General features: G+C 38.6%; 23 protein-coding genes, 2 tRNA genes and 1 pseudogene. 22 read left to right on the forward strand and 4 right to left on the reverse strand.

Going from position 1 to position 24,172, the window contains the following annotated elements; translation table 11 throughout:
* The first annotated feature begins 329 nt into the window (after positions 1 to 329).
* From IEV18_RS09630 to IEV18_RS09665, 8 genes are all read left to right on the forward strand, one after another.
* A tRNA-Met gene (locus IEV18_RS09630) sits at positions 330 to 406 on the forward strand.
* A 3-nt stretch (positions 407 to 409) separates the two neighbouring features.
* Positions 410 to 486: transfer RNA gene (locus tag IEV18_RS09635), tRNA-Asp, on the forward strand.
* Between the two features lie 221 nt (positions 487 to 707).
* Complete coding sequence (gene thiL / locus IEV18_RS09640; RefSeq protein WP_188392185.1) at positions 708 to 1,673, forward strand: thiamine-phosphate kinase; 966 nt, start codon at positions 708 to 710, stop codon at positions 1,671 to 1,673.
* A gap of 11 nt (positions 1,674 to 1,684) precedes the next feature.
* Complete coding sequence (gene tsaE, locus IEV18_RS09645) at positions 1,685 to 2,140, forward strand: tRNA (adenosine(37)-N6)-threonylcarbamoyltransferase complex ATPase subunit type 1 TsaE (RefSeq protein WP_188392186.1); 456 nt, start codon at positions 1,685 to 1,687, stop codon at positions 2,138 to 2,140.
* A 12-nt stretch (positions 2,141 to 2,152) separates the two neighbouring features.
* Positions 2,153 to 2,848 (forward strand): tRNA (adenosine(37)-N6)-threonylcarbamoyltransferase complex dimerization subunit type 1 TsaB, encoded by a 696-nt coding sequence (gene tsaB, locus IEV18_RS09650; protein ID WP_188392187.1) that lies wholly within the window; start codon positions 2,153 to 2,155, stop codon positions 2,846 to 2,848.
* 4 nt (positions 2,849 to 2,852) lie between these two features.
* A complete protein-coding gene (gene rimI / locus IEV18_RS09655) occupies positions 2,853 to 3,302 on the forward strand; it encodes a ribosomal protein S18-alanine N-acetyltransferase (RefSeq protein WP_188392188.1) in 450 nt (149 codons plus the stop codon).
* Positions 3,299 to 4,309, forward strand: coding sequence for a tRNA (adenosine(37)-N6)-threonylcarbamoyltransferase complex transferase subunit TsaD (tsaD, locus tag IEV18_RS09660; RefSeq protein ID WP_188392189.1), 1,011 nt, complete (start codon positions 3,299 to 3,301; stop codon positions 4,307 to 4,309). Before rimI ends, tsaD begins: the two co-directional genes overlap by 4 nt.
* Before the next feature lie 203 nt (positions 4,310 to 4,512).
* The gene (locus IEV18_RS09665) at positions 4,513 to 5,685 is read left to right on the forward strand and encodes an FtsW/RodA/SpoVE family cell cycle protein (protein WP_188392190.1); all 1,173 of its coding nucleotides are present in this window, start codon (positions 4,513 to 4,515) and stop codon (positions 5,683 to 5,685) included.
* A 177-nt stretch (positions 5,686 to 5,862) separates the two neighbouring features.
* Here IEV18_RS09665 and IEV18_RS09670 read toward each other — a convergent pair whose 3' ends face one another.
* Entirely contained in the window at positions 5,863 to 7,794 is a 1,932-nt protein-coding gene (locus IEV18_RS09670) for an ABC-F family ATP-binding cassette domain-containing protein (RefSeq protein WP_188392191.1), read from the reverse strand.
* Positions 7,795 to 7,934: 140 nt separating this feature from the next.
* Here IEV18_RS09670 and IEV18_RS09675 point away from each other — a divergent pair, with 140 nt between their 5' ends.
* Positions 7,935 to 8,573 (forward strand): redox-sensing transcriptional repressor Rex, encoded by a 639-nt coding sequence (locus tag IEV18_RS09675; protein WP_188392192.1) that lies wholly within the window; start codon positions 7,935 to 7,937, stop codon positions 8,571 to 8,573.
* A 36-nt stretch (positions 8,574 to 8,609) separates the two neighbouring features.
* Here IEV18_RS09675 and IEV18_RS09680 read toward each other — a convergent pair whose 3' ends face one another.
* Positions 8,610 to 9,314 carry a CPBP family intramembrane glutamic endopeptidase gene (locus tag IEV18_RS09680; protein WP_188392193.1) on the reverse strand — a complete coding sequence of 235 codons (705 nt, stop codon included), beginning with the start codon at positions 9,312 to 9,314 and terminating at the stop codon, positions 8,610 to 8,612.
* Positions 9,315 to 9,617: 303 nt separating this feature from the next.
* Here IEV18_RS09680 and groES point away from each other — a divergent pair, with 303 nt between their 5' ends.
* The 6 genes from groES to IEV18_RS09710 all read left to right on the forward strand — a co-directional run bounded on the left by groES (position 9,618) and on the right by IEV18_RS09710 (position 16,302).
* Positions 9,618 to 9,902, forward strand: a complete 285-nt coding sequence (groES, locus tag IEV18_RS09685; protein WP_188392194.1) for a co-chaperone GroES — start codon at positions 9,618 to 9,620, stop codon at positions 9,900 to 9,902.
* A gap of 44 nt (positions 9,903 to 9,946) precedes the next feature.
* Positions 9,947 to 11,569: a chaperonin GroEL gene (gene groL / locus IEV18_RS09690; RefSeq protein WP_188392195.1), complete on the forward strand. Its 1,623-nt coding sequence runs from the start codon at positions 9,947 to 9,949 to the stop codon at positions 11,567 to 11,569.
* Between the two features lie 375 nt (positions 11,570 to 11,944).
* On the forward strand, positions 11,945 to 13,333 hold the full coding sequence (locus tag IEV18_RS09695) for a sugar ABC transporter substrate-binding protein (protein WP_188392196.1): 1,389 nt from the start codon (positions 11,945 to 11,947) through the stop codon (positions 13,331 to 13,333).
* A 50-nt stretch (positions 13,334 to 13,383) separates the two neighbouring features.
* Positions 13,384 to 14,280 carry a carbohydrate ABC transporter permease gene (locus tag IEV18_RS09700; protein WP_188392197.1) on the forward strand — a complete coding sequence of 299 codons (897 nt, stop codon included), beginning with the start codon at positions 13,384 to 13,386 and terminating at the stop codon, positions 14,278 to 14,280.
* Between the two features lie 13 nt (positions 14,281 to 14,293).
* Positions 14,294 to 15,190, forward strand: coding sequence for a carbohydrate ABC transporter permease (locus IEV18_RS09705; RefSeq protein ID WP_188392198.1), 897 nt, complete (start codon positions 14,294 to 14,296; stop codon positions 15,188 to 15,190).
* Entirely contained in the window at positions 15,187 to 16,302 is a 1,116-nt protein-coding gene (locus IEV18_RS09710) for an ABC transporter ATP-binding protein (protein WP_188392199.1), read from the forward strand. Before IEV18_RS09705 ends, IEV18_RS09710 begins: the two co-directional genes overlap by 4 nt.
* A gap of 384 nt (positions 16,303 to 16,686) precedes the next feature.
* Here IEV18_RS09710 and IEV18_RS09715 read toward each other — a convergent pair whose 3' ends face one another.
* Both IEV18_RS09715 and IEV18_RS09720 read right to left on the reverse strand, forming a co-directional pair.
* A complete protein-coding gene (locus IEV18_RS09715) occupies positions 16,687 to 17,100 on the reverse strand; it encodes a M67 family metallopeptidase (protein ID WP_188392200.1) in 414 nt (137 codons plus the stop codon).
* 1 nt (position 17,101) lies between these two features.
* Positions 17,102 to 18,136: a hypothetical protein gene (locus IEV18_RS09720; RefSeq protein WP_188392201.1), complete on the reverse strand. Its 1,035-nt coding sequence runs from the start codon at positions 18,134 to 18,136 to the stop codon at positions 17,102 to 17,104.
* 223 nt (positions 18,137 to 18,359) lie between these two features.
* Between IEV18_RS09720 and IEV18_RS09725 the strand changes: the two genes are divergently transcribed.
* The 7 genes and pseudogenes from IEV18_RS09725 to IEV18_RS09755 all read left to right on the forward strand — a co-directional run bounded on the left by IEV18_RS09725 (position 18,360) and on the right by IEV18_RS09755 (position 24,159).
* Positions 18,360 to 19,049, forward strand: a complete 690-nt coding sequence (locus IEV18_RS09725) for a BMQ_0737 family morphogenetic spore coat protein (protein WP_188392202.1) — start codon at positions 18,360 to 18,362, stop codon at positions 19,047 to 19,049.
* 65 nt (positions 19,050 to 19,114) lie between these two features.
* Complete coding sequence (locus IEV18_RS09730) at positions 19,115 to 19,687, forward strand: hypothetical protein (RefSeq protein WP_188392203.1); 573 nt, start codon at positions 19,115 to 19,117, stop codon at positions 19,685 to 19,687.
* Complete coding sequence (locus IEV18_RS09735; RefSeq protein ID WP_188392204.1) at positions 19,680 to 19,991, forward strand: hypothetical protein; 312 nt, start codon at positions 19,680 to 19,682, stop codon at positions 19,989 to 19,991. Before IEV18_RS09730 ends, IEV18_RS09735 begins: the two co-directional genes overlap by 8 nt.
* A gap of 15 nt (positions 19,992 to 20,006) precedes the next feature.
* The gene (locus tag IEV18_RS09740; protein ID WP_188392205.1) at positions 20,007 to 20,243 is read left to right on the forward strand and encodes a hypothetical protein; all 237 of its coding nucleotides are present in this window, start codon (positions 20,007 to 20,009) and stop codon (positions 20,241 to 20,243) included.
* Positions 20,221 to 21,279 (forward strand): annotated as a pseudogene (locus IEV18_RS09745) (surface carbohydrate biosynthesis protein); the annotation flags it as partial. The gene IEV18_RS09740 and the pseudogene IEV18_RS09745, both read left to right, overlap by 23 nt.
* Before the next feature lie 294 nt (positions 21,280 to 21,573).
* Positions 21,574 to 22,581: an SDR family NAD(P)-dependent oxidoreductase gene (locus tag IEV18_RS09750; protein WP_188392206.1), complete on the forward strand. Its 1,008-nt coding sequence runs from the start codon at positions 21,574 to 21,576 to the stop codon at positions 22,579 to 22,581.
* Between the two features lie 27 nt (positions 22,582 to 22,608).
* Positions 22,609 to 24,159 (forward strand): capsular polysaccharide export protein, LipB/KpsS family, encoded by a 1,551-nt coding sequence (locus IEV18_RS09755; RefSeq protein ID WP_188392207.1) that lies wholly within the window; start codon positions 22,609 to 22,611, stop codon positions 24,157 to 24,159.
* Positions 24,160 to 24,172 lie beyond the last annotated feature (13 nt).

The raw sequence follows: 24,172 nt of genomic DNA on the forward strand, positions 1-24,172 counted from the left end.
GTAGATAGGTCCGAGGTGGAAGCGTGGTGACACGTGGAGCTGACGGATACTAATCGATCGAGGGCTTAACTAAATTTCAAGTCGTTGTATTCTCTTATTTAGTTTTGAAGGTGGAAGGTGTTGCGTTTTAGTATTAAAATGCATATAATATTATTTGCCTTCTTTATTCACATCGCGGGGTGGAGCAACGAGGGTTACTTCTGCCGAATAGGCTGCGAGTTACCTCGAAGCACAACGCGTCTGTGAATAAGCTAGTAGATGCAGAGGTTAAAACTAAAATAGTTTTTTGCCACATTGAACAGGTTTCAAATTGAATTTTTTCTTCACATCGCGGGGTGGAGCAGTCTGGTAGCTCGTCGGGCTCATAACCCGAAGGTCGCAGGTTCAAATCCTGCCCCCGCAACCAATAGGTCCGGTAGTTCAGTTGGTTAGAATGCCTGCCTGTCACGCAGGAGGTCGCGGGTTCGAGTCCCGTCCGGACCGCCATGATTGTAATAAATATATGATACACACAGGATTTTGTAAAAAATCGTGTGTTTTTTTATTTTGTCTATTAATAATTCCTTCCTTTCAGGAAACTTTCTACAAGTCACCTTTTATTTATCCGCTTCTGCCTCAAGTTTCAGACAATGTAAATGACGATTCCTTTTCCTTTTTCCATTGTATTTTGCTATCATGAATGTAGCTAAAAAGAAAAGGTGTAATTAATGGATGAATTCTCATTTATTGATTCGATAAAACAATCATATTATAAACAGGCTGCGCTAAAGAGGGGAATTGGTGATGATGCGGCTGTATTTCATATTGATGAGGATATTGTGGCAGCGACAGATACGTTTGTTGAGGATATACATTTTTCCCGATCCACAATGCAGCCTTTTCATATCGGATATCGTGCGTTAGCTGCCAACATCAGCGATATGGCAGCAATGGGGGCTCGGCCAATGTTTTACCTCGTGTCTATCGTTATTCCAACAAAGTGGCCAATGGAAGAAATCTCGGCAATTTTCTCAGGAATGGATGCCATTGCCAGTCAGTACCAAATGGATTTAATTGGCGGGGATACAGTATCTGGAAAGGAATTGGCTATTTCGATTACAGTAATCGGGAGTGTTCCGGATAATAGGGCAAGATATCGTCACGATGCAAAATCAGGTGATATTGTTTTTGTGACAGGAACACTAGGAGATTCACAAGCTGGCTTATATTTATTAAGCAAAGAAAATGCATCAGTTTTTAAAGATGCTGATTATTTTATTCTGCGTCACCGGATGCCTGCCCCTCGGGTGGAGTTTTCCTTAGGCTTACAGAAACTGAATCGCGTTTCATTAAATGATGTTAGTGACGGGATTGCCAATGAAGCAAATGAAATAGCAGAAGCATCAAGCAAAGCAATTGTTTTATATGATGATTTAATCCCAATCCACTCTTCCCTACAGCAATTTCCAAAGGAACATCAGTTTCAGTGGAAATATTTTGGCGGGGAGGATTTTGAACTAATCGGAACGGTGCCAGAAAAGGACTGGCCATTAGTTCAGGAAATTGCGGATAATACAAAAACGAAAGTAACTAAAATTGGAATGGTTTTTGAGAGTGAAGAACCCAGAGTGTACTATATTAAAAACAACAAAAAGCAAAAACTCTATAAACATGGATATAAACATTTAAAGTAGGTGGAAGGCACGTGTACAAAAAAGAAGTAATTACATATTCTCCAGAAGAAACATTGGAATTGGGAGTAAAATTGGGCAGCCTCCTAAGGCCTGGCAATGTCATCACGCTAGAGGGAGAGTTAGGGGCAGGAAAAACAACATTGACGAAGGGCATTGCCAAAGGTATTGGTGTAGACGACAATATTAAAAGTCCTACGTTCACCATCGTTAAGGAATATAAAGGAAAATATCCGTTTTACCATATGGATGTATATCGTCTGGAGGATTCAGACGAAGATATCGGGTTTCTGGAATATTTTCACGGGGACGGTATTACTGTGGTAGAATGGGCTTCCTTTATTACGGACTATTTGCCGGATGAAACATTGGATATACAAATTGATTATGGTGAAGATGAATCAAGAGTGATAAAATTTACAGCAAACAGCGATTATTACAAAGAAATTGTCGACGAATTAACAAGTTAGGAGCAACAGAAAATGAATATACTTGCAATGGATACGTCTACTCAGGTGATGGGGGTTTCCATCCTAAAGAACAATGAAATACGAACCGAAATCGTTACCAACATACCTAAAAACCATTCGGTACGGCTAATGCCGGCGATAGAACAAGCGATGAATTTAGTTGGTCTTGAGCCAAAGGAGTTAGATAAAATTGTCACTACTATTGGACCAGGATCGTATACCGGCATCCGCATCGGACTAACAACGGCAAAAACGATGGGCTGGGCGCTGAATATTCCAGTTGTCGGTGTCAGCAGTCTGGAAGTGATGGCATACCAAGGCAGATTTTTTGAAGGATATATCTGTCCTTTTATCGATGCTAGGCGTGGAATGGTGTTTGCAGGGGTATATCAATGGAAACAAAATGAATTGTATCTTGTATATGAAGAAAAAAATATTTCGATGGAAAAAGTATTAAATAAACTGAAAGAAGACGGCATGCCTGTTCTTTTTTTAAGTCCTGATATGAAAATTCATGAAGGTCAAATAAAGGAAGTTTTGGCAGAAATGGCAGTTATTCCGGAACAGCCCCATCAATTAATTCGCCCCGGTTTTATCGGACTTGCCGGAAGTAAAAAAGACCCGGCATCGGTCCATGAATTAACGCCAAATTATTTAAGACTAGCTGAAGCTGAAGCAAAATGGCTAAATAGGATGAAGGAAAAATAAAAAAATGGAAGATGTTATTATTCGAAAGATGGAAATAGATGATATTCCCCAAGTGGTGGAAGTTGAGAAATCCTCCTTTCCGACACCTTGGTCAACAGACATTTTCTATCAGGAGATTATAGAGAACCAGTTTTCTCATTACTACGTGATGGAATATGGAGAAAAAATTATTGGATATGTAGGAATGTGGATAGTCATTGACGATGCCCAGATTACAACGATAGCCATATCCCCTGAATACAGGAGAAAAAAATTAGGGGAGAAACTTTTTGGCTTTTCCTTGCAAACAGCATTGGCTATGGGAGCAAAAGTTTTATCATTGGAAGTCCGGGTTTCCAATATTCCTGCTCAGAAATTGTATCGAAAATTTGGGCTCATGCCTGGCGGAATTCGAAAAAATTACTATACAGATAATGGCGAAGATGCTATTGTAATGTGGGTGAACTTATCATGAATAAAGACATTTATATTTTAGGTATTGAAACGAGCTGCGATGAAACGGCAACTGCGATTGTGAAAAATGGAAGAGAGATTGTTTCCAATGTAGTTTCATCACAAATAAAAAGCCATGAACGGTTCGGTGGAGTAGTTCCCGAAATTGCTTCCAGGCATCATGTCGAACAGATAACGATCGTTCTGGAAGAAACTATTCAAAAATCCGGACTGACTTGGGACGACATTGATGGAATTGCAGTAACCGAAGGCCCGGGATTGGTCGGCGCCTTGCTCGTCGGGGTAAGTGCAGCTAAAGCATTGGCATTTGCCAAAAATAAACCACTGATTGGTGTTCATCATATTGCCGGGCATATTTATGCGAATCGTTTGGAAGAGGAATTTTCCTTTCCTTTGCTTGCTCTGATTGTTTCCGGCGGACACACAGAACTTGTCCTTATGAAGGAACATGGCCAATATGAATTGATTGGCGAAACGCGGGACGATGCTGCAGGCGAAGCCTTTGACAAGGTAGCGAGAATGTTAAATTTGCCGTATCCGGGCGGTCCGCATATTGACAAGCTGGCAAAAGTCGGCGAGGATACGTTGGAATTTCCGAGAGCTTGGTTAGAGGAAGGGAGCTATGATTTTAGTTTCAGCGGTTTAAAATCGGCGGTAATTAATAAAATTCACAATGCCAAGCAGCGAGGGGAAAATTTAAAAAAGGAAGATATTGCAGCCAGTTTTCAAAACAGTGTTGTGGAAGTTCTTACGGAAAAAACGTATCGAGCAGCTCTCGAATTTGAAGTAAAACAAGTAATTGTTGCTGGAGGAGTAGCTGCCAATCAGGGACTGAGAACTGCTTTAATGGAAAAGTTTGCACCTACTCAAATTCCTTTAAGCATTCCGCCGTTATCTCTTTGTACAGATAATGCTGCAATGATTGCTGCAGCAGGGATGATTAATTATCTTAAAGGCAAAAGATCTTCTCTAGATTTAAATGCTAACCCGTCGCTGCCGTTAAGCTAATCCTCAAAGTTATCCACAATCATGTGGATAATGACGCTGGACGATGATATAAACTGTTAGTAATAGTGGATAAAAATGGGGATAACATTTCCTTTTGTTGTGGATATTGTGCATAATTTCAGAGGTTATTCGAATTAAAAGGGTTTATACACGAAAACCGCATGTGGATAACTTTTATACAGGAAGAAATTTGGTGAACCTAAATGAAAAAGCGACAATCCTATTATTTTCAAACCGATTTAATTATTATTTTTATTCTTTTCGTTTGTGTCAGTTTGCTTTCCATTTATAACGCTCAACAAATGGACCAGTACGGTAACGATTTTGTCTGGAAACAAATTGTTTGGTTTACCGTTGGAGTGCTACTCGTCGCTGCGATACAATATTTCGATCTGGAGCAATTGTATAAATCCAGTTTATATATTTACATTACCGGAATTGCCGTTTTAATACTCCTGCTAATAAGTCCGGAGTCGATAGCCGAGCCAGTAAACGGGGCAAAAAGCTGGTTTACACTGCCTGGCCTTTCCCTGCAGCCAGCAGAGTTCACGAAAATCACGACTATTCTTTATATGGCAAAAGTAATTACCCGTCACAAAGCAAAGTATGAAATCAGTAATATAAAGACAGATACTGTATTGCTTATAAAGATTCTCGTTGTTACTGCTATTCCAGTACTGCTAATCTTGCAGCAGCCGGATTTTGGTACGTCGATGGTATATCTATTTATTGCAGGAATGATGATTATTTTATCCGGAATCAGCTGGAAAATAATTACGAGCTTGATTGTAATTATTTCAGCTGGTATTGCTGCTGTTTTAACCTTTATTATCAAATTTCCTGACTTTGTTAAAGAATTAGTCGGTCCTGGCCGAGCCTACCAAATTGACCGGATATTAACGTGGTTTGATCCATCGCAACAGACAAGTGATGCGACATGGCATTTTGATCGTGCCCATATGGCTCTCGGGTCTGGCCAGTTATTCGGAAAAGGGATTAACGGATTAGAAGTTTACTATTCGGAAGCCCAAACTGATTTTATTTTCTCTGTAATTGGCGAAAGTTTCGGCTTTATCGGCAGTTCATTTGTTGTTTTTCTTTATTTTGTATTGCTCTATAAATTTGTCACGTTAGGATTAAGCATTTATAAGCATTCTCCTTTTGCGGCTTACTATTTATTTGGTTACTTAAGTCTTATTCTCATTCATGTGTTCCAAAATATTGGAATGACCTTAGGAATTATGCCGATTACAGGTATTCCGCTGCTCCTAATCAGTTATGGGGGAAGTTCGGTTTTATCGACGATGATTGGCATGGGAATTGTGTATCGTATTGCGGTGGAAAATACGATCCAAAATGATTATTTGTTTAAATAATGGATAGACACAGCATATCAATTAACATTTGATTGGTATGCTGTTTTTTTTGTTTAAGTGATGCGGCTGAAATGAAGAGAGACAGGGGGAAAATCGTTGTATTAAAAAAATATTGCTGATTATAAACATAAAAGACCGACATAGCAGCCGGTCTTAGGGTAAATGATACGTTATAAACTATGAGAGTTCTTCCTGTAGCTCTGTCCATTCTTCAAGCATTGTATCTGCTTCTTGTTTCAGCTGTTCTAGTTTTTCATTCATTTCCAGAGCTTTCATATGATCTTCATAAACTTCTGGTTTAGTCATCAGTTCTTCGACTTCTGCGATCTCTTTTTCCAGCCGTTCAATGTCTCTTTCCAACTGTTCGGCTCTGCGCTTTTTCTTGCGCATTTCACTTTGGATTTGCTTTTCCCTCTCGTAACTGCCCTTCTGGTTCGATTCCTTTTTCTTATTCTCTATTTCTTTGTTTTCCAAAAGGGCAATTTCCTCTTCTTCCCGCTTCTTTTCAATATAATAATCATAGTCCCCAAGATAGACGCGCAATTCATCGGTCCTGAGTTCGGCTACTTGGCTTGTGATTTTATTAATAAAATATCGGTCGTGAGAAACGAAAATAATCGTGCCGGGATAGTCTAATAGAGCCTCTTCCAAAACCTCTTTGCTGTCAATATCTAAATGGTTGGTCGGCTCATCAAGTATTAACAAATTTGCCTTTTTCATCATTAATTTTGCAAGAGCAAGCCTTGCTTTTTCTCCTCCGCTTAAAGTATGCACTTCTTTTAAAACATCGTCACCGGAAAACAGGAAATTCCCTAAGATGGTACGGATATCCCTTTCGTTCATTGTCGGGTAATCGTCCCAAAGCTCGTTCAAAACCGATTTGTTGGAGGATAGTTCTGCCTGTTCCTGGTCATAATAGCCAATTTGTACGTTGGTGCCAAGCTGAATGACTCCATTGGCAGGAACTTCCTTCCCGATTATCAGTTTTAATAAAGTTGTTTTCCCTGCTCCGTTTGGGCCAACGATCGCGATTCGGTCTCCTCGGTTTACCCGGAGGGAAATGTTTTGGAATAAATCTTTGCTTTCTCCTTCGTAACGAAAGGCCACGTCATCCATTTTTAACACGTCATTTCCGCTCCGGCGTTCGATTTGGAATGAGAAACGGGCAGATGCTTCGCTTCCGACAGGCTTCTCCATTCGTTCCATCTTTTCCAGCTGTTTCCTGCGGCTTTGGGCCCGCTTTGTAGTAGAAGCCCGAACTATATTCCGCTGGATAAACTCTTCCATATGCCTAATTTCTTCTTGCTGTTTTTCGTATTCCTTTAGTTGTTTTTCCAGCGCAACGGCCTTTTGTTCCAAATATTTGCTGTACGTCCCGTAATACTTCGTCATTTTTTTTCGGGAAATTTCATAAACAATCTTAACTATCTTGTCTAAAAAATAACGGTCGTGGGAAACAATAACGATAGCACCAGGATAGTTCAATAAATAATTTTCCAGCCAGCTTAACGTGTCAATATCTAAATGGTTGGTCGGCTCATCCAAAATTAGGAGATTAGGTTTCAGCAATAATAACTTTCCTAAAGCGAGCCGTGTTTTTTGCCCGCCGCTCAGCTCCGAAATCGGCGTATCATAGTCGTAATGTTGAAACTGCAGTCCATTTAATACTGCTTTTATTTCTGATTCATATATATAGCCGCCGTCCGATTGATATTTGTGCAGCAATTCATCGTACTCTTTTAAAAGTTTTTCATAAGACTGGGGTGACATTGAAGTTGCTTGTTCCATTTTTTGTTCCAGTATCCGCAATCTTTTTTCCATTTCAAGCAATGGCTGAAATACTTCTATCATTTCATCCCAAATTGTTTTTCCGGATTCCAATTCCATATGCTGGGCCAAATAGCCAATCGTGAGATCTTTCGGTTTGATAATTTCCCCTTCATCATAGGAGAGTTCACCAGCAATTATTTTCAGCAACGTCGACTTGCCTGTACCGTTTCTTCCGACGATGGCAACCCGGTCTTGATCTTTAATTTCCATTTTTATATTGGAAAAAATCTCTTCGGAACCGAAGGATTTGGATAGTCCATTAATTTGCATATAAATCATTCTTTTCACCTCATCGCATTCTAGTGTATCGTATAAATTCCTGTATCGACAACTTAAATTGTGAAAAATATCACGACTTTATTGATATTTTTTGTTAATATAGTAAATAGGTGAATACAATTGTGAAGTGAGGCAGAAACATGGAACAAAATAAAATACCACAGGCAACTGCGAAGAGACTACCATTGTATTACAGGTTTTTAAATAATTTATATCAGCAAGGGAAGAAGAGGGTTTCCTCGAAGGAACTTAGTGAAGCAGTAAAAGTAGATTCGGCGACAATCCGAAGGGACTTTTCTTACTTTGGCGCCCTTGGCAAAAAGGGATATGGATATAACGTTGAGTATTTGCTCGGTTTTTTCCGAAGCACATTGGATCAGCATGAAATTACTGAAGTGGCGTTAATCGGAGTTGGAAATCTCGGCACCGCCTTTTTAAAATATAGTTTTTTGAAAAATAATAATATCCGAATTACGAAGGCATTCGATAAAGATCCAAATAAAGTCGGGACAGAAGTAGAAGGTGTACCGATATATTCCATTGATGAAATGGATAAACATTTGGGACATATTCGTGTTGCTATTTTGGCCATTCCTGCATCCGAAGCGGATGCGGTAACTGATATTCTCGTAAAACATGGCATTATCGGTATTCTTAATTTTACTCCTGCAAGAATTACAGTACCAAAACATGTAAGGGTACATCATATTGATTTTGCAGTGGAATTACAGGCATTAGTCTATTTCTTAAAGCATTATCCATTGGAAAAAGACGAATAATATAAAGCGGGCGGAGAGCAGAAACTCTCCGCCTTTTTACATTATAAATAAAATCGTCTGCAGCTGCTCTAATTGTTTTTGGATTTCTTCGGGAGTCATCGAATATTGACCGATGACGGCAAGGGAATTCATGCCGGCATGCACGAGAATGGGAGTAAGAATCCGTTTCGTTTTAACGTATAAAAAGGAAAAAACAAACCCGATTGACGCATAAATGAGCAAATGTTCTGGTTCTCCGTGAATAATGCCAAAGATAAGCGCAGATAGAAGGGCAGCAAAAAAGAAATTCATCCGTTTATATAATGTACCGAAAATGATTTTTCGGAAAACGATTTCTTCCAAAATTGGCGCAAGCAACATCGGTACGATGACAAAAATCGGCATCGCCCTTGCAATTTCCATGATAAATTGTGTGTTTTCTGAACCTGGCGGCACACCAAAAATTTTTGTTTCGATTACAACGGCCAGCCCTTGCGCAAAAAGCGCCATAAACACGCCAACTACAGACCAAATAATCATGCCGCCAACACCGATGGCTTCATTGCCTCGCTGCATTGCCATATCCGGTTTCATCAATTTTAAAATGATTACTAAAGCCAACACGAAACTAATTAATGTCCAGTAGATGACGCCCTCGGTATAAATATCAGGGGTGAATGTAATTAGCGCGAGTGATACGATTAATCCTGACACTTGCATTAAAATATAAGTTAGTATGACGTACCAGTACCTTCTTGGCAAAATATAACGACTCCTTTATACAAAGTGAAATATATACAGTTAGTATATTATTGAAGGAACAGATATATAATATTAAAAGTTTAGATTGGGAAAATCCTGGTATAACAGGAAATACCTTTATCTGTATTCGTATTTTAACATAAATGACCTGTTGCCGATAATCTTATGATATTTCAAAAAAAAATTATGATACAATTACTTGCATTTTATAACGCAATTCATTATTATATAAATTGGAATTAGCACTCAGGACTCCCGAGTGCTAACAAAAAACAATCTATGTTGTCAAGGAGGCTTATGTGCATGATTAGACCGTTAGGAGATCGTGTAGTTATTGAGCTTGTTGAACAAGAAGAAAAAACTGCAAGCGGTATCGTACTTCCGGATTCCGCAAAAGAAAAACCACAAGAAGGTAAAGTGGTTGCTGTCGGCTCAGGCCGTGTATTGGACAATGGCGAAAAAGTTGCCCTTGAAGTATCAGTTGGCGACCGCATTATTTTCTCTAAATTTGCAGGTACTGAAGTAAAATATGATGATACAGAATACTTAATTTTGCGTGAAAGCGATATTCTTGCTGTAGTAGAGTAAAAGAATTTTTAACATACTTACAACGATTTTAGGAGGGTGTATAAATGGCAAAAGAGATTAAATTCAATGAAGATGCTCGTCGTGCGATGCTTCGCGGTGTAGATGCTTTAGCAAACGCTGTAAAAGTAACTCTTGGACCAAAAGGTCGTAACGTTGTGTTAGACAAAAAATTTGGTTCTCCTTTAATTACAAATGACGGGGTAACGATTGCTAAAGAAATCGAACTCGAAGATCCGTTTGAAAATATGGGCGCACAGCTTGTTTCCGAAGTTGCTTCGAAAACAAATGATGTAGCTGGGGACGGAACAACTACGGCTACAGTACTTGCCCAAGCATTAATCCGTGAAGGACTTAAAAACGTAACTTCCGGTGCGAACCCTGTAGGTATCCGCCGCGGTATTGAAAAAGCTGTTGCGACTGCAGTTGAAGAATTGAAAGCAATTTCCGAACCGGTAGAAAAGAAAGAAGAAATTGCCCAAGTAGCAGCAATTTCTGCGAATGATAAAGAAGTAGGCGATCTTATTGCTGAAGCAATGGAGCGCGTTGGCAATGACGGTGTAATTACCATCGAAGAATCGAAAGGATTCACTACAGAATTAGATGTGGTTGAAGGTATGCAATTCGACCGCGGATACGCTTCTCCATATATGGTTACGGATCAAGATAAGATGGAAGCTGTTCTGGAAGATCCGTACATTCTTATTACTGATAAGAAAATCTCCAGCATTCAAGAAGTGCTTCCAGTATTGGAACAAGTAGTCCAACAAGGCAAGCCATTACTTCTAATTGCTGAAGATGTAGAAGGAGAAGCATTAGCTACATTAGTAGTTAACAAACTGCGCGGCACCTTTAATGCAGTTGCTGTAAAAGCTCCTGGATTTGGCGACCGTCGTAAAGCAATGCTTGAAGATATTGCAATTCTTACTGGCGGACAAGTGATTACGGAAGATCTTGGATTAGAATTAAAGAATGCTTCCATTGAACAGCTTGGCCGTGCTGCAAAAGTAGTAGTAACAAAAGAAAATACTACAATTGTTGAAGGCGCAGGAAGCCCAGATGCTATTTCTGGCCGGGTTGCTCAAATCCGTTCCCAAATCGAAGAAACAACTTCTGATTTTGATCGGGAGAAATTACAAGAACGTTTAGCAAAACTTGCTGGTGGTGTGGCAGTTATCAAAGTGGGTGCTGCTACTGAAACCGAATTGAAAGAACGCAAACTTCGCATTGAAGACGCATTAAACTCCACTCGTGCTGCAGTGGAAGAAGGCATCGTATCCGGCGGGGGTACAGCATTAATTAATGTATACAATAAAGTAGCAGAACTAAATCTTGAAGGTGACGAAGCTACTGGTGTAAACATCGTACTTCGTGCGATTGAAGAGCCAGTACGTCAAATTGCTGACAACGCCGGACTAGAAGGCTCTGTCATTGTAGAGCGCCTGAAGAAAGAAGAAGTTGGCATTGGATTTAACGCTGCAACGAACGAATGGGTAAATATGATTGAAGCTGGTATCGTTGACCCTACGAAAGTTACTCGTTCTGCATTGCAAAACGCAGCAAGTGTTGCTGCTATGTTCTTAACAACTGAAGCTGTAGTTGCTGACATTCCTGAAGAAAAACCAGCAGGCGGAGCGCCTGACATGGGCGGAATGGGCGGCATGATGTAAAAGGCCGGTAAAGCCTGTTAAAAGATCCTCTAGTTTATGGGTAACGTTACCCTTTCGAACGGAGGGTAACGTTCAGCCCCAAAGAGGTCTGCCATTGATTGAATGATTGATGGAGGCCTCTTTTTCTTGAGCTTTTATTTTGACGCTCTAGTCTTGAAAAACAAATTTCCGCCTATATTTTTCTGTTAAGTTTAGTTAAAAAGACTTATTAACCTTCCATAAAATCCCAAACATTTTGTTCAGTAAATAACAAATTAAAATTAAATAAAGGAAAAAATATACTGAGAAATATATTTGTAATACATTTTTTTGCCTGATCCTTGTGAATAATGATTTTTAAAAATACAATTGAAAAATCCGGGAGAGGTGGAAAAAATGAAAAAATTACAAGTACTATTGACTGTGGTAATATCTGCAATACTTCTTGTCGGATGCGGCGGTGCGGACGGGGAAGAAAGTTCAGGAGGGCAATCCGGAGACGATAACAAAATTGTCATCAAAGCCCAAACTTTAGGCTCGGAGGTTACGAGGGTAGATAACTTAGTAGAGGCTGCAAAAGTTTTAAATGAGGAATTGAAAGAAGAAGGGGAAGACATTCAGGTTGAAGTAGAGCCGATGTATTACGACGGCAGCAATGAGGACTATGCGAAACAATTTATGTTAGCACATCAAGCAAATAAAGAGCCAGATATTTATGCAACTGGTCATGAGCACATCGGCTGGCTGGCAGATGGAGGATATATTCTTCCGCTGGATGAATTGAAAGATTCGGAAGTATATTCGGATATTATTTATCCAAATCTTTGGGATTCTGTTACTTACAAAGGACAGATTTGGGCAGCAATACAGGATATTGAGTCAAGACCTGTATTCTACAATAAGGATGCTTTAAAGGAACTGGGCTGGAGTGAAGACGAAATCAACAGCCTTCCGGAAAGAGTGAAAAATGGCGAGTTTACATTAGACGATATGACCCAATTGGCAGAGGAAGCGGTGGAAAAAGGAGTAACGGAATATGGAATTATCCATCGTCCGGTAGAAGGCCCTGACTTCCACTATATGGCATATAACTTTGGCGGCACGATTTACGATGCGGAAGAAAACAAAATCGTATTAGATAAAGAAGCTACGGAAAAACAACTGTCCTATTTCGCAGAAATTGCCGATAAAGGATTAATCCCAGATAATTTAACACAAATGGAATGGAGCAATATCCATCGCACAGTTGTCAATGGAAAAACATTATTTTACTACGGTGGAATTTGGAATATCTTTAACTGGGGAGAAGATGATTATCACGAAGAAGTCGGTAAAGTAGATGGCGAATGGGTAAGAGAACATTTCGGCATGATGTTAGTCCCTGCTGCTGAAAAAGGCGGCAAACCGGTTACTTTATCCCATCCGTATGTTTATGTCGTATCCTCCCAAACAGAGCATCCGGAAATCGTCAAAAGATTGCTTGAACTGGTTGCTGCGCCAGAATTGCAGCTTAAACATGCTATTGATACGTTCCACTATCCAATTACAAAAGACGTAGCGGAAATGGACGAATTTAAAGAAGCTCCAGCATTGGCAGAAACGGTGTATATGCTTGAATATACAACATTCCTGCCAAACCATGAAGATTTTACAACATACTCCCAGGCAATCTATGGGGCAATTCAAGCGGTTGAGCTTGGAAAGAAAACAGTAGAAGAAGCCCTTGCTGACATGGAAACCCAATTAAAAAATGATTTAGGCGATGAACTGATCGTTAAAGAATAAAAGTATCGGGTGCCTGAGTTTTCAGGCACCTGTTTCCTAGGGAGGTTGCCATGAAAACAGTGATAAATAAATGGAAGCTCCCAGCAGTCATGCTGGGGCCTTTTCTCATTTTAATTTTTTTATTCTTTTTTGTTCCTGTTATATTAACAGGAATACTTGCTTTTACCAATATGGATTCGGCTATGAATTGGGAATTCAATCGACTGTTAAATTTCGAAAAACTATTTTCTGATCCTGATATCTCGCTTATTTTAAGGAATACTTTGCTCTATGTTCTTTTTACCTTATGCATCAACGTGTTTTTTGGACTGACTTTGGCTTTGCTCACAACCTACTTTATGAAGAAAGAGCAGTTTAGCCTTTTGTTCCGGACTATCTGGATGCTGCCGAGAATGACGCCGCCGGTGATTTATGCTCTCTTGTGGATCTGGTTTTTTGATCCGAGTGAATACGGGCTATTAAACGGCATTAGATCCTTATTTGGTTTACCGCCGGTCAATATAATCGGAACCGAACCAATGCTCATTATTATTTTGGCAAATGGAGTCATTGGGGCATCATTCGGGATGATTATTTTTTCCTCAGCCATTAAATCAATTCCGGAAGATTTATTTTACGCAGCGAATATTGACGGAGCGCCCCATTGGTCTATTATTAAAGACATTATCATGCCTGCCATTCGCTGGCCGTTTATGTTTGTTACGCTATGGCAGCTGTTATCTTTGCTGACATCCTATGAATATATTCTTTTAATTACAAATGGCGGACCTTTAAATGAAAGTGAAGTATTGGCGCTATATTCCTATCACAAAGCTTTCCAAAGCTTTGAATTCGGCTACGGAGCTGCTATCTCCCTTGTCTTAGTTGTAATTGCGCTTGTTTGTACTCTAATTCTCTGGAAGCTGTTCAAAGTGAAAGACATGATTGGACCGTCAAGAATCGATTAAGGAGGCGTTCGTCATGGAAACGGCAGGGAAAAGTGTACCGACAATACCCGGTAATACATTTTTATATCAGCTAAAAAGAAAGTTGCCATATATCATTTCTTACGGCATATTAGCGGTAACGACATTGCCTGTTATATTTATGTATTTATGGCTCATTATCCAATCTTTTGCCAGCAACATGAAATATGGGCTTATTCCAGAAGGTTTTTCTTTGGAAAACTGGGAATTTTTATGGACGAATATTGTATATAAAGGGGCGGAGCTTCCAAGCATTTGGACGGCTACATGGAATTCATTGTTTTTTGCCGGCATGTTAACCGTTTTGGAAGTGCTCATTGGCGTGATGGCTGGCTATGCATTGTCCCGCCTTACATTCCCGGGAAGAGAGCAAATTTTAAAGATTACGATGATTCTTCATGCCTTTCCCAGCATTGCACTGTTAATCGCAACATTTTATATTTTAAATTTTATGAGCTTGTACGATTCGTTATTTGGTGTAGTACTCGTAAAAACCGCACTGCAGATTCCGATGACGACATGGATTATTAAAGGTTTTTTTGACGACGTGTCATGGGATTTGGAATGGGCGGGTCTTATTGACGGCTGCAGCCGGATTAAAGTCTGGTTTCGGATTGTCCTGCCGCAAGTAAAGCCTGGGATTGCCTCGGTAAGTATTTTTTCCTTTCTTTCTGGCTGGTCGGAATTCCTGCTTCTTTACACGTTTATCGTCAGCAATGAAAATGTAACATTGGCATCGTTCCTGCAACGGTTAACGAGTGATCCAAATATGGTTAATTACGGAGTATTAAGTGCCATCTCTTTATTCTACTTAATCCCTGTATTGGTATTCTTTATTTTCACACAGAAGTCTTTAATGAAGGCGAATGTTGGAGGGGTGAAAAAGGTATGAAAGTTGAGCTGCAAAATATAACAAAGTCCTTTGATAAAAAAACAAATACAATTGATAATATGAATTTAACAATTGAGGATGGGGAATTCGTCGCCTTGCTCGGTCCTTCCGGCTGCGGAAAGACAACAACAATGCTGATGATTGCTGGAATTTACAAGCCAAACGAAGGTGCCATTTATTTTGATGGTGAAAAAGTAAATGACTTGGAACCAAAGGATCGGGAAATTGGCATGGTATTTCAAAGCTATGCGTTATATCCGCATATGACCGTATTGAACAACATTGCATTTCCTTTAAAACAGCAAAAGGTTCCGAAGAAGGAGCGGCTGGAGCGGGCGAAAGAAGCAGCAGAAATGGTACAGCTCGGCCATTTATTGAATCGGAAACCGAGCGAATTATCTGGAGGACAACAGCAGCGGGTTGCCCTTGCCCGTGCAATCGTGAAACGGCCGAAACTTCTCCTGCTCGATGAACCGATGTCTAATCTCGATGCAAGTTTGCGAATTGAAATGCGGGCAGAAATTTCCCGCCTACAAAAGAAATTAGGAATTACGACAATCCTTATCACCCACGATCAGGAAGAGGCAATGACCCTCGCCGACCGGATTGCTCTAATGAAAGACGGAAGAATTGTCCAATTCGATACTCCGATGAATCTATATAATGAACCAGATAATGTATATGTTGCCAAATTCATCGGAACCCCGCCAATGAATCTGGTGGAAGGAAAAATTATGTATAACAAATTGCAAATTGACAAGCAAACATATCCGATGGATAAAAGCAGATTTCACTTGGAGCACGGAAAGGAAGTCATCCTCGGTATGCGGCCCTATGATATTCAGTTAGGCTGGACCGAAGAGATTCGCTTTCTTGGAAAAATTGAGCTTCTAGAATCCATTGGTCACTCCAAGATTATCCATGCAAATGTTTTCGGAAAACGCTTGCAACTTTTTGCCAAACAAGATTTTCAGGCAGAAATTGGTGCAGAGGTTCGATTTTCCGTCCAACCTGCAGCTATTCATCTGTTTGATAAAAAAACGGGCAAAAGTTTGAGAAAGGCTGCACCATATGGAGACGAAATGTTTGTTAAAGATGCAGCATTACAATAAAATGGAACAGATTAAACTAAGATATCTATATTTTCATAGTAAAAGGCATCTCTATGTTTTTATCACAAAACTTGAGATGCCCCTTTTTACTTATAGTTTAGGGAAAATATCATCTATAGGATTAAAATTAACCCGGCGGCTGAAAACCCTACAATGTTAGGGTGAAATAGGAAAAGCGGTAGAACATTACGGAGTAAATCTCATTCAGCCGCAGCCACATCCACCTCTTCTGACTGTCCTTGTATTTCGAGACGAACTATTTAAAACTCGTGCTTGTTTAGATTTGTTTGCAGCCCTTCTTTTTTCTACATTTTTGGCCTTCAAAAATATCATCTCCTTTCATTTATAATGTATTATAATATCCGGCCAAGAAATAAGTTTGGGCTAGCAGGCTAAATCAATGTAAAAAGGGCGTTCAACGTAGTTCTGTCCCAAGATATTATACCATTTTGTTTTTGGGGGACTTGATTTATACGAGATGATTACCATATCTATCCTGTTATCAGGATGGTTATGAATATCAAGATTGGAAGGAATGGGATCTGTTGACGGGTGGGTATGGTAAATTGCCAGCACGTGCTCTTCCTTTTTCCTAATTTTTTCAAGTGTGTCCTGCAGCAATGTTTTACTTACAAAAAATCGGTTAGCTGATTTAAGTTCATTCTTTAACTGCCAGACAGATTGAACCAAATTTCCTTTTCCAGAAAGTAAGCCGCATGCTTCAAAAGGCAATTTGGCGAAGCCGTGTTCCAACATCTGATGGTACAGTGTTTTTGGAAAAATAACTTCCTCATTCATATTAATCTTTCCTGAAAAAGGAGAAAAAGGATTTCGCTTTTTGGTTTGATTCATCTTTAGGAATCGTCTCGTACCTATTTTGTAATTCAACATATTCCTTTTCTGCTGGTGCTATCTGACTCCATGCTGATTCTTCGGAATGCGTATTTCGTATCGTGCTTTTTGGAATATTAGCAGTCTCTGCTTCGTCAGCAGGAAGCTTTGAAACGGTATTTGTCGGCATGTTGGGGTGCTGATTCTCTGAAGACTTTGAGTTGTGCTTATCTGCAGAAAGGGAAGGGTCATCTGCGGAACTGCGTGTTTTTTTCAGCTTCCCTTTCTTTTGCGTAGTAATATTCGTAATGATATTTTTGTTTAATTCGTATTGGGGATCACGAAATAATTTTCTTCCGTTTTTTACGGAAATATTACCTCCAAGGTCTGTATAAGACTTTATATTTTTCGGACTTTGAACTAATGATTTCTTCATTGTAGTTTTGCTGTTTGGTGTAAGATTGTTTTGAACTGAAGACTGATTTACCGTGTAGGATTGAATTAGATTTTGCAGCCTCCTGAATTCGGACTGTTTCGGAGGTACAGGCATATTGTTGCTGTTTGAACTGGAAGAATCTTTCCTAATATTCCTCTCTCCTTCAATGGATGCGATTTCATTTTTGATTTTTGTCATGCTTTCATCGGTTTTATTTATCATCATATTCATTTTTTCTACGAGATCAGAAAATCCTATTTGTTCCACATTCCCTTTAATTAATTGAACTTCTTGCTTAAGTTCATTTAAAGATTCGTGAATGATTTCTAATTGTGCAGACATGTTGTCCGCCTGTTTTTCATACCCGCTTATTTTTTCCAAATATTTATCTTCCATCATTTTCATTTCCCCTTTTATATTTAAAATACTCATCTTTAAGTCAAATAACTCACGCTGTATCTGAAAAACGTGATCCGACTTTAATGATTTTAAGGTTTGTTTGTAGAGGTCAAGGTCATCTTTTAATTTTTGAATCTCTTCCGTCCGATATAGCCTATATTGATACATTCCATTCACCCTTTTGCCACTCATAAATATTTTATTTGTATAACCTATAAATTGTTACAAACGCACATTATAAAAAGGAAATGGTCAAAAATGCGTATATTATTTTATTTTATGCGTTTGATTCATAAATATTATGATATTTCCGCAATTTCATTAAACCATTTGCCGGTATTTATCATAGGCTATGAATGTAAAGAATTTATCTAATTTGGAGGTGTATGAAATGAAAGCTGCAAATTTGTCAGGAGGTCAGGAAATCCTCTGTATAAACACAGAGAAGGTATATGACTGGATAGTTAATGAAGCAACTTTTGATTTAACATTAAATGACTTGGAATTGCCAGTTAATCCGCTAACAGGTGACCAATTAGAGTGTGACGATATTGATATTGACACAGTCACTTGTACTGTGGAGCCCGCTGATATAGATCCAATCGAGGTGTTAAGCCGGGAAGACCAGGATTTTGTAATTAATGGTGCTACGGTTACACTGCAATTGGTAACTATTCGTAAAAACTTTGAAGTAACAATATTTGTAGATCTTATTCCAGAATTGGGTGGAGCAACGGTTGAAGTCGGAACAGTCGAGTTCTCCCGTTGTGAACAAGTCATTCTTTGTGCTCCAGAAGGAACTGACATTGATGTTACTTTCACGGACTTGGATTGCTTTGTGTGCACAGCAGTTTGTGACCCAGGAACAACAGCTGACATTGACGAATTGGATGTAACTGTAACAGTTCGTTTATGCCAAAGCATTCAATCAACCTTTGAAGTAACGCTGGAAATTGCTGCTGATTTCTGTCAACCAAGGGATCTGTTATCTTTCCCTCCTTGCCCGCCGCCAACCATGCCGGCACAATGCCCAGCTGTTTTTCCAAGTACAGCAGTAGGTAATAATGGTGATAATAACTAGCCTTGCATCATAAGGATAAGAGAGGGGAACCCCTCTCTTTTTTCATGATGGAGGTGCGGCTTTAAATGAACAGTATGCATGAGCTAAGAGGAAAATTAGCGAATTTGCACGAAATGAACATGAATTATTTTAAGGAAATAAAACAGCGAATCGAAGAGTTAAAGCTTAAAAATCAGTTTATCGTTGTTGGTTATTTTACTTACTCCTTCAATCTTTACCATGAAAAGGATTATGAAAATCTTTGTATTGGCTCCTTTCACCTTCATAATTTTGGAGCAAAACCACTTACGAATCCTTATATTTGTTTGAAAATTGCCTCCGAGTCACCTTTTGAATTTTCGGGTAAATATGTGTATAAAAACTCTTTGCAAAATTTGCGGCTAACACAAGGCTGGGAACGGATGAATGATCCGTCGGATAAAGAAGAATACTGGCTAAGGCCTATGGAAAAAAGGATATTGGAACCTTCTGAAGTATTGTCTTTTCCTAATTTCCAGGTGAAATGGCAATCCAACATCCCATATTACTTTAATATCGAAGGATATATATATGGGGATGAAATTGTTCATGGTGTAAAGGGGATGAATGATATCAGCATTAAAGGAACTGCTCCGAAGGAGGAGGAAGAAGATGACTGACGGAAATAGTATAGAGAAACTACGGAAGCGGCTGTTGGATAATTACGTGCAGGAGAAATTGAATACTATTTTAAGCGGCAATCACAATAGCGATAATAATAGTTTTGTCTTTTTAGAAAATCATACACTTGATATGATGATTGGATATATGTATATGCAATTGGCAATGCCGGGAAGTAATAGTCGAAGAGATGAAACAGACATAGGGGCTCTCGCTCAATTTATTGAGGATATAGATTTAATGAAAGAAGAGTATCGGACTGCTTATGCAGAGATACTTGATATATTAGAGGGATTGACATAGAAGGGTTGTGTCATTTTGCAGAGAACGAGAGGGCTGCTTTATTTGCCGATAGAAGTTAAAGTAAGAGAGTGGGAGGCAAAACTGTTATTAGCATACTATGCAATCTTGGCAGGATATGAAGTCATTATTGGCGAGCATGCCATGGTAGAACTCGCATCAGCTAACTGCGGAAAAGGTATTTTTTTTTTCGAAAGGCTATCCCCACGGATTCAGAAGAAGAGTATTACTAAATGCGAAAAACAATGGTCATAAAATAGTAGAGCTCGATGAAGAAGGATTAATTTTTGAAAAAGAAACATATTTGCGTAACAGAATGAGAAAAGATATGCTTCAACTCGTCGAACAAGAATATTGCTGGGGGCAGCACCAAAAAGATATTATGGCAGAAGCTTACCCTGATCTGATAAATAAATTGTATGTGGTTGGCAATCTGAGATTAGATTTGCTGAGAGAAAAATTTACTATCCTCTATAAAGATGAAGCAAAACAGATTGGTGCTAAGTATGGAAAATTTATATTAATTAATACGAGATTTCCTCTCTATAATACTATTAAAGGCAAGAAGGAAAATATTCCATTAAAGTTTAAGCATATTCAAGATTTATATGAACATTTTATAGAAATGACCGGCATTATCGGAGAAGTGTTTCCTCGTACCAATATTATTGTCAGGCCGCATCCGATGGAGGATTTTACATCATACGAAAGGGCATTTTCCAGTTATCCCAATATTCATGTAGTCCATGAAGGAAATATTATTAAATGGCTGTTAGCAGCTGATATCATTATACACAATGGCTGTACTTCAGGAATAGAAGGCTTTTTACTGGAAAAACCAATTATATCATATTTGCCCCTTGGATCTATAGAGAATGAAAACGAACTTCCTAACCAAGTAGGCATTGCAGCAAGAAGTATAGAAGAACTTTGTGCATCTGTCAAAGGGGTGAGTAGGAGCAAATATTTACCAGTCGCCTTATATAATAAGAATCGAGATCGAACGGATAAAGGGCTGGATTATTACTGCCAATTTTCAAAGGAAAAATATGCATACGAATTGATTCTGGAATTATGCAGCAATATCAAAGTTCCCCGTTCCATTTCCGGTAAAAATAAAAAACTGAAACAAATTCATTATAAAAAGAAAAGAAAACGCTCATTTTCAACTTCAGAAATGGAAATTAGAAATTTTTTTAAAAAACTGGAAGTGATAGAAGGAAACAAGTCTCTTATTCATATTGATAAGCTTGGAAATAACCTTTATTTCCTCCATTTAAAAAATATATAAAAAACATTCGAAACTAAGTATTTTTACTTAGTTTTTTTCATGTCTTTACATAGATCTCTGACAATTATCTTGACAAAGAAAACTGTATTTTCCAGTGACAATTCCTACTTGTTAATGAAATGGGAAACAGCAAAGTCAAAATCACTAATCAGCAAATGGGTTTGCAAAATGGGCGGTGGTCTTTAACCGAAATTGCCGCCGGTAATACATATATATAGTGTCACTGTAAATCATGATAAATCCTTACTTATTGCGCAAAGGACGCGAAATAGCTGGTAAAGGATGTGAGGAATATTGCAATTAAAGGACAAACGTATATTAGTTATTGGCGGCACAGGAACAATAGGAAAAAGTATCGTGCAACATCTTTTAAAAGAAAAGCCAAAATTAATTAGAATTTTAAGCAGGGATGAATTTAAGCAGCAGCAGATGAAATCCGAGTTGAGAAATAATGATGAGCTCAAGTTTATTATCGGGGATGTCAGGGAGTATGACAGTTTGTATACTGCCATGCAGGACATTGATTACGTACTACATTTAGCTGCAATGAAACAGGTGGATACTTGTGAAGACAATCCACTGCAAGCAGTAAGAACAAATATTGAGGGAACAAAAAATGTCATCAATGCTGCTCTAAGGCAAAACGTTAAAAAAGTAGTATTTACAAGTTCAGATAAAGCTATTTCACCAACGAATACGTACGGTGCAACAAAGCTTATTGCAGAAAAAATGATTTCTTCAGCACAGAGGAATAAGGGAGAAGGACAGACAGTATTTGCCACAGTGAGATTTGGCAATGTAATGGGTTCTAGGGGTTCTGTCATTCCGCTGTTTAAGGATAGAATTATAAAAGACAGGAAGATTACCATTACAGATATGAATATGACTAGGTTTATGATGACCTTGAATCAGGCAACAACATTAACGATTAAAGCCTTAAAGCAGGCAAAAGGCGGAGAAGTTTTTGTTCTGAAAATGCCTGTAATCAAATTAGGTGATCTGACTGAAGTATTAATGCAAGAAATTTGCCAAAAGAATGGGATAAATCCTGCAGATGTCGATATAGAGATAATAGGAATCAGACCAGGAGAGAAGGAATATGAAGAATTAATGACCTTCGAAGAATCAAAGGCAGCCTGGGAATTGCCGGACATGTATGTCATTCAGGGAGAAGCAAACATGAAGAAACTATACGGTGAAGGAAGAAAAGCTAGAGTTGGATCCTATAGTTCGATGAATCAAAAACCCTTAACCCGGGAGAACTTACGAAAGCTGTTGCAGGAAGCAGGGCTGCTTTCATGATAGGCGAGGAAGGGAGGAAAAGTTAGGATGGATGCAGTTATCAGACATTTCTGGTCATTGTATTTAGATTACTTGAAAGATTTTGAGGAAATAAAGTATAAAGGATATTCCTTGACCTATCTTTGCGGTTTTCACAGTTTTGTTTTAAATAATAGAAGGGTTTGGGATAAACTGGGAAATCCATCCTTTACAGATCATATAAAAAGGCGAATCAACGATCCAAAGGAGATTCAGGAAGCATACGATAACTATTATCAACAGCACACCAGAAAAGAACAAGTGGATCACACAGAAGGAAGAGTGGTAATACATGTTGATAAATTGCTTCGCTTTCCTGCTCTTACATTTTTGAAATATTTTAACCCGGATTCAACGGTACAGTTAAAACTAAAAGGTACGAGCAGAAAACATATCATTGCAAATCATGCGACACATAAAAAAGCAAATAAAGCCGGGAGCAAAAATAAATTTAAAAAAAGAAGCAAGAAAACAGCAGCAATAGATAAAAGTTTAGCTAAGAATAGATTGATCCGACAACAAAAATTAGCTAAAACAAATAGGCTGCTCAGCCGGATACCTTCCTATTTTATATTTGATTATAAAAAGGACATGGATGAAGAAGTAAAGAAAGTTCAAGAACAGGCTAGAAAAATGATGCAATTATATCAAAGCCACCATTTATATGGAGATGAAGAATTTCAAAAGTGGTTTTTCATTAAAATTCGAGCCGTTATAAACTATTTAGAAATGTATAAAGGATTTTTAAATGATGTTCATGCCTCATGTATTATACTATCCAATACAAATGATTATAAAAACCGTATACTCGCATTAATTGCTGCAGAAAAGGGCATTCCTACAATCTGTATGCAGCACGGCATAATATCGAGCGAAATTGGGTATACGCCAAAGATTGCAAAGATTGATGCTGTTTATGGTGAATTCGAAATTGACTGGTTTACAAAACGGGGTGTCACGGAAGGAACGTTTGAAATCATTGGTCATCCAAGGTTTGATCAAGTTAAAACACGGCCAAAGGTTCCAGAATCCAAGTTTCATAAAACATTAGAAACTGACCCGAAAAAGAAAACGATCATGATTGCAGTTAGAGGAAATATAGACTTGGATAACTGGCGGAGGTTAATTACTAAAATTTCCAGCGAATACAATATGAACATTTTGATTAAAAACTACCCGACTAAAGCTCCTCATCCATTAACGAAAGAGTTTGACTTTGTTTATCCTACAAAAGATTACAATATATATGATATGTTCCCCCATGTTGACGCGGTAGTAACCTATCCATCAACCGTCGGGCTGGAAGCTATGCTTGCTAATAGGCCTGTCTTTATATTAAATAAATATTTTGACGGTTATACAGGATATTATGACAGTTTAGGCGAGCTTGCACAAACGGATCCAGAGAAATTGGCAGAAGTTATTATCCGATATTTTAAAGATTCCCGTTTTCAAAAATATGCTGATCAAATAATTTGTGATTTCCTTGGCTTTGCCTATCCAAATCAGGGAAAGTCAGGAGCACGTTTAAAACAATTAATCAATCGGCTAAGAAGCTAATTCAGGGAGGAAA

The organism is Compostibacillus humi, assembly GCF_014637175.1.
In the GTDB taxonomy this organism is placed as follows: domain Bacteria; phylum Bacillota; class Bacilli; order Bacillales; family Amphibacillaceae; genus Oceanobacillus; species Oceanobacillus humi.

Bases quoted from the DNA above. Each gene is read 5' to 3' on its own strand.
- thiL (WP_188392185.1), top strand. From the start codon at position 708: ATGGATGAATTCTCATTTATTGATTCGATAAAACAATCATATTATAAA.
- tsaB (WP_188392187.1), top strand. From the start codon at position 2,153: ATGAATATACTTGCAATGGATACGTCTACTCAGGTGATGGGGGTTTCC.
- rimI (WP_188392188.1), top strand. From the start codon at position 2,853: ATGGAAGATGTTATTATTCGAAAGATGGAAATAGATGATATTCCCCAA.
- tsaD (WP_188392189.1), top strand. From the start codon at position 3,299: ATGAATAAAGACATTTATATTTTAGGTATTGAAACGAGCTGCGATGAA.
- IEV18_RS09665 (WP_188392190.1), top strand. From the start codon at position 4,513: ATGAAAAAGCGACAATCCTATTATTTTCAAACCGATTTAATTATTATT.
- IEV18_RS09670 (WP_188392191.1), bottom strand. From the start codon at position 7,794: ATGATTTATATGCAAATTAATGGACTATCCAAATCCTTCGGTTCCGAA.
- IEV18_RS09675 (WP_188392192.1), top strand. From the start codon at position 7,935: ATGGAACAAAATAAAATACCACAGGCAACTGCGAAGAGACTACCATTG.
- groES (WP_188392194.1), top strand. From the start codon at position 9,618: ATGATTAGACCGTTAGGAGATCGTGTAGTTATTGAGCTTGTTGAACAA.
- groL (WP_188392195.1), top strand. From the start codon at position 9,947: ATGGCAAAAGAGATTAAATTCAATGAAGATGCTCGTCGTGCGATGCTT.
- IEV18_RS09695 (WP_188392196.1), top strand. From the start codon at position 11,945: ATGAAAAAATTACAAGTACTATTGACTGTGGTAATATCTGCAATACTT.
- IEV18_RS09700 (WP_188392197.1), top strand. From the start codon at position 13,384: ATGAAAACAGTGATAAATAAATGGAAGCTCCCAGCAGTCATGCTGGGG.
- IEV18_RS09705 (WP_188392198.1), top strand. From the start codon at position 14,294: ATGGAAACGGCAGGGAAAAGTGTACCGACAATACCCGGTAATACATTT.
- IEV18_RS09710 (WP_188392199.1), top strand. From the start codon at position 15,187: ATGAAAGTTGAGCTGCAAAATATAACAAAGTCCTTTGATAAAAAAACA.
- IEV18_RS09715 (WP_188392200.1), bottom strand. From the start codon at position 17,100: ATGAATGAGGAAGTTATTTTTCCAAAAACACTGTACCATCAGATGTTG.
- IEV18_RS09720 (WP_188392201.1), bottom strand. From the start codon at position 18,136: ATGTATCAATATAGGCTATATCGGACGGAAGAGATTCAAAAATTAAAA.
- IEV18_RS09725 (WP_188392202.1), top strand. From the start codon at position 18,360: ATGAAAGCTGCAAATTTGTCAGGAGGTCAGGAAATCCTCTGTATAAAC.
- IEV18_RS09730 (WP_188392203.1), top strand. From the start codon at position 19,115: ATGAACAGTATGCATGAGCTAAGAGGAAAATTAGCGAATTTGCACGAA.
- IEV18_RS09735 (WP_188392204.1), top strand. From the start codon at position 19,680: ATGACTGACGGAAATAGTATAGAGAAACTACGGAAGCGGCTGTTGGAT.
- IEV18_RS09755 (WP_188392207.1), top strand. From the start codon at position 22,609: ATGGATGCAGTTATCAGACATTTCTGGTCATTGTATTTAGATTACTTG.